General features: G+C 65.8%; 13 protein-coding genes and 1 other RNA gene. 10 read left to right on the top strand and 4 right to left on the bottom strand.

Annotated features, from left to right (window positions below):
• Nucleotides 1-3: 3 nt before the first annotated feature.
• The 3 genes from ssrS to E8E91_RS11415 all read right to left on the bottom strand — a co-directional run bounded on the left by ssrS (nt 4) and on the right by E8E91_RS11415 (nt 807).
• A non-coding RNA gene (gene ssrS / locus E8E91_RS11425) (6S RNA) lies at nt 4-183 on the bottom strand.
• A gap of 103 nt (nt 184-286) precedes the next feature.
• Nucleotides 287-601, bottom strand: a complete 315-nt coding sequence (locus E8E91_RS11420; RefSeq protein ID WP_077525606.1) for a cell division protein ZapA — start codon at nt 599-601, stop codon at nt 287-289.
• On the bottom strand, nt 598-807 hold the full coding sequence (locus E8E91_RS11415; protein WP_028626819.1) for a TIGR02449 family protein: 210 nt from the start codon (nt 805-807) through the stop codon (nt 598-600). Before E8E91_RS11415 ends, E8E91_RS11420 begins: the two co-directional genes overlap by 4 nt.
• Before the next feature lie 205 nt (nt 808-1,012).
• On the opposite strand from E8E91_RS11415, the gene E8E91_RS11410 reads away from it, so the two are divergent.
• The 9 genes from E8E91_RS11410 to gcvP all read left to right on the top strand — a co-directional run bounded on the left by E8E91_RS11410 (nt 1,013) and on the right by gcvP (nt 12,906).
• Nucleotides 1,013-1,567, top strand: coding sequence for a YecA family protein (locus E8E91_RS11410; protein ID WP_280375850.1), 555 nt, complete (start codon nt 1,013-1,015; stop codon nt 1,565-1,567).
• 39 nt (nt 1,568-1,606) lie between these two features.
• Nucleotides 1,607-2,941, top strand: coding sequence for a Xaa-Pro aminopeptidase (gene pepP / locus E8E91_RS11405; RefSeq protein WP_280370065.1), 1,335 nt, complete (start codon nt 1,607-1,609; stop codon nt 2,939-2,941).
• Nucleotide 2,942: 1 nt separating this feature from the next.
• The gene (gene ubiH / locus E8E91_RS11400; RefSeq protein WP_280375849.1) at nt 2,943-4,127 is read left to right on the top strand and encodes a 2-octaprenyl-6-methoxyphenyl hydroxylase; all 1,185 of its coding nucleotides are present in this window, start codon (nt 2,943-2,945) and stop codon (nt 4,125-4,127) included.
• Nucleotides 4,128-4,178: 51 nt separating this feature from the next.
• A complete protein-coding gene (locus tag E8E91_RS11395; RefSeq protein WP_280370626.1) occupies nt 4,179-5,393 on the top strand; it encodes a 2-octaprenyl-3-methyl-6-methoxy-1,4-benzoquinol hydroxylase in 1,215 nt (404 codons plus the stop codon).
• 130 nt (nt 5,394-5,523) lie between these two features.
• Nucleotides 5,524-6,525, top strand: a complete 1,002-nt coding sequence (locus E8E91_RS11390) for an extracellular solute-binding protein (protein WP_280375848.1) — start codon at nt 5,524-5,526, stop codon at nt 6,523-6,525.
• A gap of 73 nt (nt 6,526-6,598) precedes the next feature.
• Nucleotides 6,599-8,218, top strand: coding sequence for an iron ABC transporter permease (locus E8E91_RS11385; protein ID WP_280375847.1), 1,620 nt, complete (start codon nt 6,599-6,601; stop codon nt 8,216-8,218).
• A 218-nt stretch (nt 8,219-8,436) separates the two neighbouring features.
• The gene (gcvT, locus tag E8E91_RS11380; protein ID WP_280375846.1) at nt 8,437-9,519 is read left to right on the top strand and encodes a glycine cleavage system aminomethyltransferase GcvT; all 1,083 of its coding nucleotides are present in this window, start codon (nt 8,437-8,439) and stop codon (nt 9,517-9,519) included.
• Nucleotides 9,520-9,562: 43 nt separating this feature from the next.
• Nucleotides 9,563-9,952 carry a glycine cleavage system protein GcvH gene (gene gcvH / locus E8E91_RS11375; protein WP_280375845.1) on the top strand — a complete coding sequence of 130 codons (390 nt, stop codon included), beginning with the start codon at nt 9,563-9,565 and terminating at the stop codon, nt 9,950-9,952.
• A 77-nt stretch (nt 9,953-10,029) separates the two neighbouring features.
• Nucleotides 10,030-12,906: an aminomethyl-transferring glycine dehydrogenase gene (gcvP, locus tag E8E91_RS11370; RefSeq protein ID WP_280375844.1), complete on the top strand. Its 2,877-nt coding sequence runs from the start codon at nt 10,030-10,032 to the stop codon at nt 12,904-12,906.
• 69 nt (nt 12,907-12,975) lie between these two features.
• Here the strand turns inward: gcvP and E8E91_RS11365 are convergent, their stop codons facing one another.
• Complete coding sequence (locus E8E91_RS11365; protein WP_280375929.1) at nt 12,976-14,199, bottom strand: OprD family porin; 1,224 nt, start codon at nt 14,197-14,199, stop codon at nt 12,976-12,978.
• A gap of 377 nt (nt 14,200-14,576) precedes the next feature.
• Between E8E91_RS11365 and mhpT the strand changes: the two genes are divergently transcribed.
• Complete coding sequence (gene mhpT / locus E8E91_RS11360) at nt 14,577-15,779, top strand: 3-(3-hydroxy-phenyl)propionate transporter MhpT (protein WP_280375843.1); 1,203 nt, start codon at nt 14,577-14,579, stop codon at nt 15,777-15,779.
• Nucleotides 15,780-15,830: the final 51 nt, after the last annotated feature.

Raw genomic sequence — 15,830 nt, 5'->3', positions numbered from 1 at the left:
AATAGACTCCCCGGTCGTGCCGCTGTCGGGTTAGCCCTTGAACCCGAAAGTTCAAGGTGGAGGCTGCAGGAGGCGTTAAGGCTTTCCGTCAGGCGGACATGCACACCGGCCTCAACTTGCAACCCCCGTGGTTGCATTTATCGGCTCAGGGACATCACCGACTGGCCAACACACCAGGGAGCTGGCGGCGAGTATACCCCAAGAACCATTCAGGAAACTGCTGCACGTCGGTCCGGCTGCGTCAAAAAACGTCAAGGAGCGTCAGTTTGCCGCGGCCGGGCGATGCTCAGGCCTGCTGTGCATCCGGATCGGCGGCCAGGGCGTGGTCAACGCGCTCGAGCAAATCACGTACCCGCTCGCGAGTGGACGTGGCTTCCTGGTCCAGGCGCTGCTGCTTGTGCAACAGGTCGTGGGTAATGTTCAGCGCAGCCATCACGGCGATGCGGTCGGCGCCGATGACTTTCCCGCTGGAACGAATCTCGCGCATCTTTCCGTCCAGATAACGGGCAGCGCTTTCCAGGTTGGCGCGCTCGTCCGCAGGACAGGCGATGCAGTATTCCTTATCGAGGATTTGGACGGTGACGGTGTTGGACTGGGTCATGAATCCTGCTCCAGGGCTTTCAGGCGCGAAATCATCGCTTCGACCTTGAGCCGGGCCATTTCGTTCTTTTCGATCAGATGAGCGCGTTCTTCACGCCAGGCCTTCTCGCTGGCAAGCAGGAGCCGGTTCTGGGCCTTGAGCTGCTCGACACGCTGGATCAGCAATTCCAGCTTGGCCGTCAGTGCATGCAGTTCGGCGTCTTCCATGGGCTGTCTACTTGGTGAGGAGTGACCGGGACTATATAGGATCGACGCGAGGAAGGGTCAAACCCATAACTGCCGGTGCGAATTGTCGCAGGTACGCAGATAGGGCGTCGTGACCGGGCGGCCAATGCTGCCTTCAGGGCGCCAGGCTGCTAGGATACGAGGCCGTCATTCTAGTGATTGCGCCTTCTGGCGCCTAGCCACCCTTATGTCCAGTTCGAATTCTCCCTACAACGCTTTCGCCGCGCTTCTGGCCACTTCCGGCCAGGCGGTTTCCCCCGCCGAACTGCATGGCATGCTGCTCGGTCGCAGCTGTGCCGGTGCCGGTTTCGAGCCTGAGCCCTGGCTGGTCGACGCCGAGGAACTGCTCGGCAGCGCTCCCCAGGACAGCCTGCGCCAGGCCCTGATCGGCCTGCAGGAAATGGTCAAGAGCGAACTGACCGGCACCGAGATGGCCGTGGTTCTGCTGCTGCCCAGCGACGACGCACCGCTGGCCGAACGTGCCGCCGCCCTTGGCCATTGGTGCCAGGGCTTCCTCGGCGGCTTCGGCCTGACCGCCCGCGAGGGCGCGCTGTCCGGTGAGGCCGTGGAAGTGCTCCAGGACCTCGCCTCGATCGCCCAGGTGCAAAGCGCCCTGGAAGACTCCGAGGATGGCGAGAGCGACTATATGGAAGTGATGGAGTACCTGCGCGTGGCGCCCCTGCTGCTCTTCGCCGAGTGTGCCAAGCCCGCCGCGCCAGCTGCCAAACCCTCGTTGCATTGACCCTTGTGGCGGGCACCCGCCCGCCCTGAAGGAGCGCGCATGACCCGTATCCCCAAGGCCGAATACGCCCGACGCCGCAAGGCGCTGATGGCGCAGATGGAAGCCAACAGCATCGCCATCCTGCCCGCCGCGCCCGTGCATATCCGCAATCGCGACGTCGAGCACGTCTACCGCCAGGACAGCGACTTCCAGTACCTCAGCGGCTTCCCCGAGCCGGAAGCGGTGCTGGTGCTGATTCCCGGCCGCGAGCATGGCGAGTACGTGCTGTTCTGCCGCGAGCGCGATCCGGAGCGTGAACTCTGGGACGGCCTGCGCGCCGGCCAGGACGGTGCCATCCGGGATTTCGGTGCCGACGACGCGTTCCCCATCGGAGACATCGACGACATCCTGCCCGGCCTGATCGAAGGGCGCAGCCGCGTCTACTACTCCATCGGCACCAACACCGAGTTCGATCAGCACCTGATGGAGTGGGTCAATACCATCCGCTCCAAGGCCCGCCAGGGTGCCCAGCCGCCGAAGGAGTTCGTCGCGCTCGATCACCTGCTGCACGACATGCGCCTGTACAAGTCGGCGGCGGAAGTGAAGGTCATGCGCGAGGCCGCCGAGGTGTCCGCCCGCGCCCACGTGCGCGCCATGCAGGCCTCCCGTGCAGGTCTGTACGAATACCACCTGGAAGCCGAGCTGGAATATGAGTTCCGCAAGGGCGGCGCGAAGATGCCGGCCTATGGTTCCATCGTCGCCGCCGGCAAGAACGCCTGCATCCTGCACTACCGCGAGAACGACGCGCCGCTGAAGGACGGTGACCTGGTGCTGATCGACGCCGCCTGCGAGCTCGACTGCTACGCCAGCGACATCACACGCACCTTCCCGGTCAGCGGCCGCTTCAGCCCCGAGCAGAAGGCCATCTACGAGCTGGTGCTGAAATCCCAGGAAGCCGCTTTCCTCGAAATCGCCCCCGGCAAGCACTGGAACGAAGCCCATGAGGCCACCGTGCGGGTCATCACCGCCGGACTGGTGGAGCTGGGCCTGCTCAAGGGCGATGTCGATGAACTGATCGCCTCCGAAGCCTACAAGGCCTTCTATATGCACCGCGCCGGCCACTGGCTGGGCATGGACGTGCACGATGTCGGCGAATACAAGGTCGGCGGCGAGTGGCGCGTGCTGGAGCCCGGCATGTCGATGACCGTCGAACCCGGCATCTATATCGGCGCCGACAACCAGGACGTGGCGAAGAAGTGGCGCGGCATTGGCGTGCGCATCGAGGACGATGTGGTGGTGACCAAGACCGGCTGCGAAATCCTCACCGGCGGCGTGCCCAAGACCGTGGACGAAATCGAGGCGCTGATGGCCGCTGCGCGCAGCCAGGCCGCCTGACATGCACCGCAGCCAAGTCGCGATCATCGGCGGCGGACTGGTCGGTGCCAGCCTTGCCCTGGCGCTGCAGGAAGGCGCCCGGGCGCGGGGCTGGAAGATCGTCCTGATCGAGCCCTTCGCCCCCGGCAACAGCTTCCAGCCCAGCTACGATGCCCGTTCGTCCGCGCTGTCCTTCGGCAGCCGGCAGATCTACGAGCGCCACGGCCTTTGGCAGACCATCGCCCAGCGCGCCGAACCCATCCTGCAGATCCACGTCTCCGATCGCGGACGCTTCGGCGCCGCCCGCCTGGCCGCACTTGAAGAAGGCGTTCCGGCCTTGGGCTACGTGGTGGAGAACGCCTGGCTCGGCCAGTGCCTCTGGCAGGCCCTGGACGAAGACGTGGTGACCTGGCACTGCCCGGCCGAAGTGGTCGGCATGCAGGCCCTGGAGGGCGGATACCGCCTGACCCTGAACGACGAAACCCAGCTCGACTGCGACCTCGCCGTGCTCGCCGATGGCGGCCGTTCCGGCCTGCGCGAACAACTGGGCATCGGCGTGCGTCGCTCCCCTTACCAACAGACCGCGCTGATCGCCAACGTCAGCCCGCTGGAAGCCCACCGTGGCCAGGCCTTCGAACGCTTCACCGATGACGGTCCGATGGCCCTGCTGCCGCTGCCGGAGAATCGCTGTGCGCTGATCTGGAGCCGCCCCGGTGACGACGCCGAACGCCTGGCCCGACTGGACGAGCGGCGCTTCCTCGACGAACTGCAGGCAACCTTCGGCTATCGCCTGGGGGCGTTCCAGCAGGTCGGCGCGCGCCACCTCTATCCGCTGGAGCTGGTGGAAGCCGAAGAGCAGGTACGCTCCAATCTCGTGGTGCTGGGCAACGCCGCCCACAGCCTGCATCCCATTGCCGGCCAGGGCTACAACCTGTCGTTGCGTGACGCCCAGGCTCTGGCCGAGGCACTGTTGGCCAGCGACCGGCTGCCAGGCGACTTCGCCACCCTGCAGGGCTACGTGCAGCGTCAGCGCCTGGACCAGAACCTCACGGTGGGCTTCTCCGACCAGGTGACCCGCCTCTTCTCCAACGCCGAGCCGCTGCTGGCCGCCGGACGCAACCTGGGCCTGCTCGGCCTCGACCTGCTGCCGCCGGCCAAACGCTGGTTCGCCCGCCAGGCCATGGGCCTGGGCACTCGCCCGGACTGACCGGGCGTGCCTCGAACGGACACACAGGGAGCCTCAAGGCCTGATATGGAATTGCGCGCGGATCTGATCATCGTGGGCGCCGGCATGGTCGGCAGTGCACTGGCCCTGGCGCTGAAGGACAGTGGCCTGGACATCCTGCTGATCGACGGCAGTCCGCTCAGCGTCAAGCCATTCGACCCGGCCGCGGCCTTCGAACCGCGTGTCAGCGCCCTGTCCGCCGCCAGCCAGCGCATCCTCCTGCGCCTGGGTGCCTGGCCGGGCGTGCTCGCGCGGCGCAGCAGCCCGTATTCCGAAATGCGTGTCTGGGACGGCTCCGGTACCGGGCAGATCCACTTCTCCGCCTCCAGCGTGCATGCCGAGGTGCTGGGCCACATCGTCGAGAACCGCGTGGTTCAGGACGCGCTGATGGAACCCCTGCACGACAGCGGTATCGGCCTGATGCCCGGTGCGCGCCTGGAACGCCTGCGCCGCTCCGGTGATGACTGGCTGCTGACCCTGGTGGACGGCCGCGAACTGCGCGCGCCCCTGGTAGTCGCCGCCGACGGTGCCAACTCCGCGGTGCGCCGCCTGGCCGGTTGCGCCACCCGCGAATGGGATTACCTGCATCACGCCATCGTTACCAGCGTGCGCTGTGCCGAACCGCACCAGCGCACCGCCTGGCAGCGTTTCACCGACGACGGTCCGCTGGCCTTCCTGCCCCTGGAACGGGATGACGAGCACTGGTGCTCCATCGTCTGGTCGGTCACCCCGACCGAGGCCGAGCGCCTGATGGCGCTGGACGATGCCGCCTTCTGCAACGAACTCGGCCGGGCATTCGAATGGCGCCTGGGCGAAGTGCTCGGCGCCGACCCGCGCCTGTGCATTCCGCTGCGCCAGCGCCATGCCAAGCGCTATGTGGAAGAGGGCCTGGCCCTGATCGGCGATGCCGCTCACACCATCCATCCGCTGGCAGGGCAGGGGGTCAACCTCGGCTTCCTCGATGCAGCGGTGCTGGCCGAAGTCCTGCTGCATGCCAATGGCCGTGGCGAGCGCCTGGCCGACGAGCGTGTGCTGGGCCGCTTCGAGCGTCGGCGCATGCCCCACAACCTGGCGATGATGGCGGCAATGGAAGGTTTCGAGCGGTTGTTCCAGGCCAATCCGCTGCCCCTGCGCTGGCTGCGCAACAGCGGCCTGAAATGGGTCGACGGCATGCCTGAGGCCAAGGCGCTTTTTGTGCGTCAGGCCCTCGGACTTTCTGGTGACTTGCCGGATCTGGCACGCGCCTGAGCAAGCTCAATCCCGCTCCATGGCGGAGCGGGATACATGTCGAAACATTCCCCGGGAAAAATCTAGCTACAGCTCTCAACTGAGGTTGACTATCATTCAGCCTTTGTTGCCATCACAAGAGGCTCCTGCAATGCGGGTACGTAAGTCCCTTTTCGCGCTCCTGGCGCTGTCCGCCGCCGCTGTTTCGGCCCAGGCCGCCGATGAAGTGGTGGTCTACTCCTCGCGAATCGATGAGCTGATCAAGCCGGTGTTCGATGCCTACACCGCCAAGACCGGCGTGCAGATCAAGTTCATCACCGACAAGGAAGCTCCGCTGATGCAGCGGATCAAGGCCGAAGGGGAGAACGGCGTAGCCGACCTGCTGCTCACCGTCGACGCCGGCAACCTGTGGCAAGCCGAACAGATGGGCATCCTGCAACCCTTCACCTCGCCGGTGATCGACAGCAACATCCCGCCCCAGTATCGCTCCGGCACCCACGCCTGGACCGGCCTGTCGCTGCGCGCGCGGACCATCGTCTATTCCACCGAGCGGGTGAAGCCGGAAGAGCTGTCCACCTACGAGGCGCTGGCCGACAAGAACTGGGAAGGCCGCCTCTGCCTGCGTACCGCGAAGAAGGTCTACAACCAGTCGCTGACCGCCACCCTGATCGAATCCCATGGTGCGGCCAAGACCGAAGAAATCCTCCAGGGCTGGGTGAACAACCTGGCCACCGACGTGTTTGCCGACGATAACGCCGTGATCCAGGCGGTGGATGCCGGCCAGTGCGACGTGGGCATCGTCAACACCTACTACTACGGCCGCCTGCACAAGGAAAACCCGGAGCTGCGGGTGAAGATCTTCTGGCCGAACCAGTCTGACCGCGGTGTGCACGTCAACCTGTCGGGCGTCGGCCTGACCAAGCACGCGCCGCACCCCGAGGCCGCCAAGGCCCTGGTGGAGTGGATGACCACCGACGAGGCGCAGAGCCTGTTCGCCAGCATTAATCAAGAGTTCCCGGCCAACCCGAAGGTCAAGCCGTCGGATGAAGTCGCCGCCTGGGGCAGTTTCAAGGCCGACACCATCCCGGTGGAAGTGGCCGGCAAGCGCCAGGCCGAGGCCATCAAGATGATGGACCGCGTCGGCTGGAACTGATCCGCCGCACTGCCGCTATACTCGACGCCCCGGCCAGCCCGGGGCGTCCTGTTTCGATCCCCGAGAGGTTTGCGTGGCCCATCCCGCCCAGCGTCGCTGGTATCCCATCAGCTTTGCCGTCGCCTTCCTGGTTCTGCTGCCCCTGAGCGTCCTGCTGCTGTCCTGGGGGGAAGTGGATGGGGAAATCTGGTCCCACCTCTGGGAAACCCAGATGCCGCGCCTGCTGGGCAATACCCTGGTGCTGGTCACCGGCGTGTCGGTGGGCGTGACCGTGATCGGCGTCAGCCTGGCCTGGCTCACCAGCCTCTGCGAATTCCCCGGCCGGCGCTGGCTGGACTGGGCGCTGATGTTGCCCTTCGCCGTACCGGCCTACGTGCTGGCCTTCGTCTTCATCGGCCTGTTCGATTTCTCCGGCCCGGTGCAGACCCTGCTCCGCGAGTGGTTCGGCAGCGGCTTGCGGTTGCCGCGGGTGCGCTCGACCGGCGGGGTGATCACGGTGCTGGTGCTGGTCTTCTATCCGTACGTCTACCTGCTGGCCCGCGCCGCCTTCCTGGCCCAGGGCAAGGGGCTGATGGAAGCCGCCCGGGTTCTCGGACAATCGCCCTGGCAGGCGTTCTGGCGGGTCGCCCTGCCCATGGCGCGACCGGCCATCGGCGCAGGCCTGGCCCTGGCGGTCATGGAAACCCTGGCGGACTTCGGCGCCGTGGCGGTGTTCAACTTCGACACTTTCACCACCGCCATCTACAAGACCTGGTACGGCTTCTTCAGCCTATCCAGCGCCGCCCAGCTGGCCAGCCTGCTGCTGCTCGGCGTCTGCCTGGTGCTCTATGGCGAGCGCCGCGCCCGTGGCGCCAGCCGCCCGGCCAGCGAGCGGCCACGGGGCAAGGCGCTCTACCACCTGCGCGGGATCAAGGCCCTGGCGGCGACCTTCTGGTGCTCCCTGGTGTTCGCCTGTGCCTTTGTCATCCCAATGCTGCAGTTGCTGGTGTGGTTCTGGCAGCGTGGCCGCTTCGACCTCGACGAGCGCTATGCCGGGCTGATCCTGCACACCCTCTACCTCGGCGGCATAGCTGCGCTGCTCACGGTCTGCGTGGCGCTGCTGCTGGCCTTCTCCCGTCGCCTGGCACCGGCCCGGCCGGTGCGCGCCGCAGTCGGCCTGGCCAACCTCGGCTATGCGCTGCCAGGCTCGGTGCTGGCGGTGTCCCTCATGCTTGCCTTCAGCTACCTCGATAAACACCTGGTGATCCCGCTGTCCGGCTGGCTCGGCGGTGCCGGCAAGCCGCTGCTGCTGGGCAGCCTCGGCGCGCTGCTGCTGGCCTACCTGGTGCGCTTCATGGCGGTGGCCTACGGCCCGTTGGAGAACGGCCTGGCACGCATCCGCCCGTCGCTGCCGGAGGCTTCCCGCAGCCTCGGTGTCGGCGGCCCGGCGCTGTTCTTCCGCGTCTACCTGCCGCTGCTGGTGCCGGGCACCCTGAGCGCCGCGCTGTTGGTGTTCGTCGACGTCCTCAAGGAGATGCCCGCCACCCTGCTGATGCGTCCCTTCGGCTGGGACACCCTGGCCGTGCGCATCTTCGAAATGACCAGCGAAGGGGAATGGGCCCGCGCCGCATTGCCCGCCCTGACCCTGGTGCTGGTCGGCCTGCTGCCGGTGATCGGCTTGATACGCCGTTCGGCACGACGGATCGGCCACTGAACGCGGTGGGACAAGGTTCGGCCAGTCCGGAGCGGGCAGGGCGCGATGGCAATTTGCTAATACGCGACCACACTTTTTGCTGACTGCCAGCCGGAGTGTCCAGTGCCCGACCTTGCGGCTACAATGCGCGCCATTCGTTGCGGCCCCCCAGCTGCGGCAGCGGATGATCCCGCGCCCAAGGCCCGCCGCATCCTCGCCAAGCCCGGAAGGAGAAACCCATGGGACAGCGCACTCCATTGCACGACCAGCACCTGGCGCTGGGAGCCAAGATGGTCGATTTCGGCGGCTGGGACATGCCGCTGCACTACGGCTCCCAGGTTGAGGAGCATCACCAGGTGCGTCGCGATTGCGGCGTCTTCGATGTCTCCCACATGACGGTGGTGGACGTGTCCGGTGCCCAGGCCAAGGTCTGGCTCCAGTACCTGCTGGCCAACGATGTCGAGCGCCTGCAAACCTCCGGCAAGGCTCTCTACAGTGCCATGCTCAATGAGCAGGGCGGGGTGATCGACGACCTGATCGTCTACCTCACCGGCTTCGGCTATCGCCTGGTGGTCAACGCCGCCACCCGCGACAAGGACCTGGCCTGGATGCAGGCCAGCAGCCAGGGTTTCGACGTCAAGCTCGACGAACGTGCTGACCTCGCCGTGCTGGCCATCCAGGGCCCCAGCGCCCGCACCAAGGTGGCCGAGCTGGTGAGCACCGAGCGCGCGGCGCTGATCCACGAACTGAAACCTTTCCAGGGCCTGCCTGAAGGCGACTGGTTCGTCGCCCGTACCGGTTACACCGGCGAAGACGGCCTGGAAATCATGCTCCCCGCCGATCAGGCCGCCAGCTTCTTCAACGAACTGGTGGGCGCCGGCATCGCCCCCATTGGCCTCGGCGCCCGCGACACCCTGCGCCTGGAGGCCGGCATGAACCTCTACGGCCAGGACATGAGCGAAGAGGCCTCTCCGCTGGTGTCCAACATGGCCTGGACCGTTGCCTGGGAACCCGAAACCCGTGACTTCATCGGCCGTCAGGCCCTCGAAGCAGAACGCGCCGCCGGCGTGGCCAGCAAGCTGGTCGGCCTGGTGCTGGAAGAGCGCGGTGTGCTGCGTGCCCACCAGGTGGTACGGGTAGAGGGTGTGGGCGAGGGCGAGATCACCAGTGGCAGCTTCTCCCCGACCCTGAACAAATCCATCGCCATGGCGCGGCTGCCGATGGCCGCCGGCGAGCGTGCCGAAGTGGAAATCCGCGGCAAGTGGTTCCCGGTACGCATCGTGCGGCCGAACTTCGTGCGCAATGGCAAAGCCTTGATCTAAATTTGCAGGCGGGCCATCCGCCACAGTCTCTGAGGAATTCGACATGAGCAACATCCCCGCTGAACTGCGTTACGCCCCCAGCCACGAGTGGGCCCGTCTGGAAGCCGATGGCAGCGTTACCGTGGGCATCACCGACCATGCCCAGGAAGCCCTGGGCGACGTGGTATTCGTCGAGCTGCCGGAAGTCGGCAAGACCCTGGCCGCTGGTCAGGAAGCTGGCGTGGTGGAATCGGTGAAGGCCGCTTCCGACATCTACGCGCCGATCGGCGGTGAAGTGGTCGCCGTGAACGAAGGCGTCAGCGATGCCCCCGAGAGCGTCAACAGCGATCCGTACGGCTCCTGGTTCTTCAAGCTCAAGCCGAGCAACGTCGCCGAGCTGGACAAACTGCTCGATGCCGCCGCCTACAAGGCAGCCGCCGACGCCGATAGCTGATTCACCCGCTATCCTTCAAAAAGCCTCGCTAGTCGAGGCTTTTTGTTTTTTGATGCGGCCAAACGAGGTTCTGTCCCATGTCCCAGATGCCCTCGCTGTCCCAGCTCCAACAGCCCGATGCCTTCCTCCGTCGCCACCTGGGGCCGGACGAAGCGGAGCAGCGGGCCATGCTTGAGGCCATGGGCCTCGACAGCCTCGATGAGCTGATCGTGCAGACGGTGCCGCCGGCGATCCGCCTTAATCGGCCCCTCGATCTGCCGGCGGCGCTGGACGAACAACAGGCCCTGGCCAAGCTGCGTGGCTATGCCGACCAGAACCAGCTGTGGACCAGCCTGATCGGCATGGGCTACTACGGCACCATCACCCCCACGGTGATCCTGCGCAACGTGCTGGAAAACCCCGGCTGGTACACCGCCTACACCCCCTACCAGCCGGAGATCGCCCAGGGCCGGCTGGAGGCGCTGCTGAACTTCCAGCAACTGACCATCGACCTCACCGGTCTCGACCTTGCCAGTGCGTCCTTGCTCGATGAAGCCACCGCCGCCGCCGAAGCCATGGCGCTCGCCAAGCGTGTGGCGAAGTCGAAGAGCAACCTGTTCTTCGTCGACGAGGACTGCCACCCGCAGACCATTTCCGTGGTACAGACCCGCGCCCAGGCCTTCGGCTTCGACCTGGTGGTGGATCATGTGGATAACCTGGCCCAGCACCAGGTATTCGGCGCGCTGCTGCAGTACCCGGATACCCACGGCGAGATCCGCGACCTGCGCCCGCTCATCGCGCACCTGCATGGCCAGCAGGCGCTGGCCTGCGTCGGCGCCGACCTGCTCAGCCTGCTGGTGCTCACCCCGCCCGGCGAGCTGGGGGCGGACGTGGTATTCGGCTCGGCCCAGCGCTTCGGCGTACCCATGGGCTACGGCGGCCCACACGCGGCCTTCTTCGCCACCCGTGACGACTTCAAGCGCGCCATGCCCGGTCGGATCATCGGCGTCTCCAAGGACGCCCGCGGCAACGTCGCGCTGCGCATGGCCCTGCAGACCCGCGAGCAGCACATCCGCCGCGAGAAGGCCAACTCCAACATCTGCACGGCCCAGGTGCTGCTGGCCAATATCGCCAGCTGCTACGCCGTCTACCACGGCCCCGAGGGGCTGAAACGCATCGCCCAGCGGGTCCACCGGCTGACCGCGATCCTTGCCGAAGGCCTGGCGCGCCGGGGCATCCAGCGCGACAACCAGTACTACTTCGATACCCTGACCCTGGATGTCGGCGGCAGCCAGACGGCGATCATCGAGTCGGCCAAGGCCGCGCGCGTCAACCTGCGCATCCTCGGTCGCGGCAAGCTGGGGGTCAGCCTCGATGAAACCTGCACGACGGAAACCGTGAATCAGCTGTTCAGCATCTTCCTCGGCGCCGACCACGGCCTGTCCGTCGACGAGCTGGACCAGGCGGTACTGGTTCCGGGGATTCCGGCGGAGCTCTCGCGCAGCAGCGGTTATCTCGATCACCCGGTGTTCAACGCCCACCACAGCGAAACCGAGATGCTGCGCTACCTCAAGCAACTGGAGAACAAGGATCTCGCGCTGAACCAGGCGATGATCCCGCTGGGCTCCTGCACCATGAAGCTCAACGCCACCAGCGAGATGATCCCCATCACCTGGCCGGAGTTCGCCAACCTGCACCCCTTTGCGCCCCGCGCGCAGGCCCTCGGCTACAGGCTGATGATCGACGAGCTGGAAGCCTGGTTGTGCGCCATCACCGGATTCGACGCCATCTGCATGCAGCCCAACTCCGGCGCCCAGGGCGAGTACGCCGGGCTGCTCGCCATCCGCCGCTACCACGAGAGTCGCGGCGAGGGGCATCGCAACATCTGCCTGATTCCCGCCTCGGCCCACGGCACCAACCCGGCCTCGGCGCAGATGGCGAGCATGCGGGTGGTGATCGTCGAGTGCGACCAGGAAGGCAACGTCGACCTGGAAGACCTCAAGCGCAAGGCCGAGGACGCCGGTGGTCAGCTGTCCTGCCTGATGGCCACCTACCCCTCGACCCACGGTGTGTACGAAGAGGGCATCCGCGAGATCTGCGAGGTTATCCACAGCCACGGCGGCCAGGTGTACATGGATGGCGCCAACCTCAACGCCCAGGTGGGCCTGGCGCGTCCGGCGGATATCGGCGCCGACGTTTCGCATATGAACCTGCACAAGACCTTCTGCATTCCCCACGGCGGCGGCGGGCCGGGCATGGGACCGATCGGCGTGCGCGCGCACCTGGCGCCCTTCGTCGCCAACCACCCGGTGATCGAGCTGAAGGGACCGAACCCGGAGAATGGCGCGGTCAGCGCGGCGCCCTGGGGGAGCGCGAGCATCCTGCCGATCAGCTGGATGTACATCGCCATGATGGGGCCGGAACTGGCCGATGCCACCGAAGTGGCGATCCTCAACGCAAACTACCTGGCCGGGCAGCTTGGCGACGCCTACCCGGTGCTCTACAGCGGGCGGAACGGTCGGGTGGCCCATGAATGCATCCTCGACCTGCGGCCGCTCAAGGCGGAAACCGGGATCACCGAGGAGGACGTGGCCAAGCGCTTGATGGACTACGGCTTCCATGCGCCGACCATGAGCTTCCCGGTACCGGGCACGCTGATGGTCGAACCCACGGAAAGCGAAAACAAACACGAACTGGACCGCTTCATCGAGGCGATGCTGAGCATTCGCGCGGAGATCGCCAAGGTGCAGGCGGGCGACTGGCCGGCCGAGGACAACCCGCTCAAGCGTGCGCCCCACACCCTGGCTGATGTCATCGGCCACTGGGAGCGGCCTTACAGCATCGAGGAAGCCGTCACCCCGACCGGCCACACCCGCGCCCACAAGTACTGGCCGACGGTGAACCGGGTGGACAATGTCTTCGGCGACCGCAACTTGTTCTGCGCTTGCGTGCCGCTGGAGGATTACCGGGAGTAGACACCGACCCACCGCAGGAGGGAGTCAGTTCGTCAACGAAGCGGCCCGGAATCCCGGGCCGCTTCTTTCCTACCAGATCGGCAGGCTGTAGGTGACCAGCACCCGCGTCTGGTTCTCGTCCCTGAAGGCTGCGCCGGTTGGAAAGTCATTGCGGTAGAACGACTGCCGCACCCGCAGACCCACATTGCGCAGCGGGCCGCTCTGGATCACGTAGCCCATTTCCCATTGCAGCTCTCGTTCCTTGCGATCGGTCGCCCCCAGGGCGGCCAGCTCGATGTGGTCACCCCGCACATAACGCAGGCGGCTGCTTAGCCCTGGAATGCCGGCGGCTGCAAAGTCGTAGTCGTGGATGGCCTGCCACATGCGTTCCTTGGCGTTCAAGTAGTCGGAACTCATGGTCGTTTCGCTGATGCCCATCAACTCGGTACCGGAAATGTACGGCGTTGCGGTGTCGCCCAACTGGTGGGCGTAGCCCAGGGTGAATCGGTTTCCACCCAGGCCATAGGCGAACTGCAGGGACAGGTGCTGGTTATCCACCTTGCCGGCATCGGCACTGCCGTTCTCGTCGCTGAAAAAGGCGCGCACATCGGTGCTCAGGGTGCCAGGCCCCACGGGTGCCTTGTGCAAGGCGCCGAGGTAGCCCTGTTCGTAGAGGTCGGCCACTTCCATGTAATGGGCCTTGAGGGTGAGGGCCGGGCTGGCAGCGTAGTCGCCGCCGACGAAGGCCATGTGCGAGGTGGTGGCCCGGCCATTGAAGCGTCCATTGGGCGAGGCGACGGTCATGGCTTCGTAGTTGGTGGAGTTGCGCTTGGCGATCCGGTCGACGTAGCCCGTGTGCAGGGTCAGCCCGTCGAGCTGGTTGGACTGCAGGTAGGTGCCCCGGAAGGTCTGGGGCAGCAGGCGCGACGGGCTGGAAAGGGCGGAGGGCAGGGCCAGGGTCAGATCCCCGGCCTGCAGCAGTGTCTTGTCGATCTTCATCTTCCCGGTCAGGCCCAGTCGCGAGTATTCATTGGCGGCGCGGCCGCTGCTGGCGGAGACCGGCAGCAGTTCGGTGCCGCTGCGATCCGGTGCGGAATCCAGCTTGACCCCCAGCAGCCCGGTGGCGTCGAGGCCGAAGCCCACGGGACCCGGAGTGAAGCCCGATTGCAGCTTGAGGATGAAGCCCTGAGCCCATTCGCGGGCCTCGGACTTGGCGCCATCGTCCTGGTAGTCACGGTCCAGGTAGTAGTTGCGCAGGGTCAGGGTGCCATGGCTGTCCTCGAAGAAACCCTGCGCCTGAGCGCCGGCCGCCATGACCGCGGCGGTGAGGGCGACCAGTTGGTATTTGGGCCGGGAACGGAACGACGTGCTGTGCGAGCGTGCGGTCATGGTGGAAGGCCTTTTTTGTTGTTGTGAGAGCGGCCGGCGGGTGGCCGTTGCGCCGGCAGCATGGGATTGCTTATCCCTGTTAGCAATTCAAAATGGCCGATAATCGAACGTTAAAAGCATTAACTAATTTCATGTTTTAGTCGTTTAAGCCAATTAATGCATTGATATTAAAGGGTTTTATTCTGATTCCGTGGTGGCAGGAGAAATGAGTGCGCTTTTAGTTTTGTTTGTTAATCTTTTGCCCGAGGCGCCGCCTTCATGAACGGGCGCCCGGTACAACAACAATAAAATCGAGGTTCCCCATGGAAACTGCATCCCGCCGATCGCGGCGCACCATTCTGCTGTGCTTCATCGTCGCCCTGATCGAAGGTCTCGACCTGCAATCCGCCGGTATCGCCGCAGCCGGCATCCGCGCCACTTTCAACCTTGACCAGGCGATGATGGGCTGGATGTTCAGCGCCAGCATCATCGGCCTACTGCCCGGGGCCTTCCTCGGCGGCTGCATCGCCGACCGTATCGGTCGCAAGAAGGTATTGGTGGCCGCCGTGGTCCTGTTCGGCATCTTCTCCCTGTGGACGGCGTACGCCGGCAGCCTGAACAGTCTGCTGATGGCGCGCTTTCTCACCGGTCTCGGACTGGGTGCGGCGCTGCCTAACCTGATCGCACTTTGCGCTGAGGCAGTGGAAGAGCGTCAGCGCAGCACGGCTATCAGCATCATGTATTGCGGCGTCCCCCTGGGCGGGGCTACCGCGGCCCTGGTGGCCATGGCTGCTGGCGAAGCCTGGCAATGGGTGTTCATCGTGGGCGGTGTTGCGCCCCTGGCCATCGTGCCGCTGATGGTCGCCATGCTCCCGGAATCCACCGCCTTCAGCCGTCAACAGGAAGGCGTCGCCGTGGCGCGCCCCTCCACCCTGACCGCCCTGTGCGGGGATGGGCGCACCCGCGTTACCCTGTCCCTCTGGATCAGCTACTTCTTCACCCTGACGGTGATGTACATGCTGCTCAACTGGCTGCCGTCGCTGCTGCTGGAACTGGGCTTCAGCAAGCCCCAGGCCGGTGTGGTGCAGATGGCGTTCAACATCGGCGGGGCCATCGGTTCGCTGGCGGGCGGCGTGCTCCTGGACCGCTACAGTCGCAGGCCTGTGGTGCTATGCATATATGGCGGCCTGCTGCTGGCGCTGGCGGGCATCGGTATGGCCGACAACCTCTCGGCCATGATCGCTGCAGGTTTTGCCGCCGGTGGCTTCGTCATGGCTGCGCAACTGGTGCTCTATGCGTTGGCTCCGGCCTTCTACCCCACGCTGGTGCGCGCCACGGGCGTCGGTGCCGCAGTGGCCATCGGCCGCCTGGGTTCGGTGACCGGCCCGCTGGCTGCGGGCAAGATCCTGGCCGCCGGGGCTGGTACTGCTGGCGTGCTCACGGCGGCGGCTCCGGGCCTGCTAGTGGCAGCGGCGGTCATCCTGGCCCTGAATGTGGGCACCAATCGTTCCCTGGCCTCGGCCTGACCCCTTGCGGGTTCCGGCCCGGCGCCTCTGGGCGCCGGGCCATGGAAGCCT

Source organism: Pseudomonas sp. BN515 (assembly GCF_029873155.1).
In the GTDB taxonomy this organism is placed as follows: domain Bacteria; phylum Pseudomonadota; class Gammaproteobacteria; order Pseudomonadales; family Pseudomonadaceae; genus Metapseudomonas.
The sequence above is the reverse complement of the archived record's forward strand: the minus strand, read 5'-3'. Positions and strand labels throughout refer to the sequence as shown.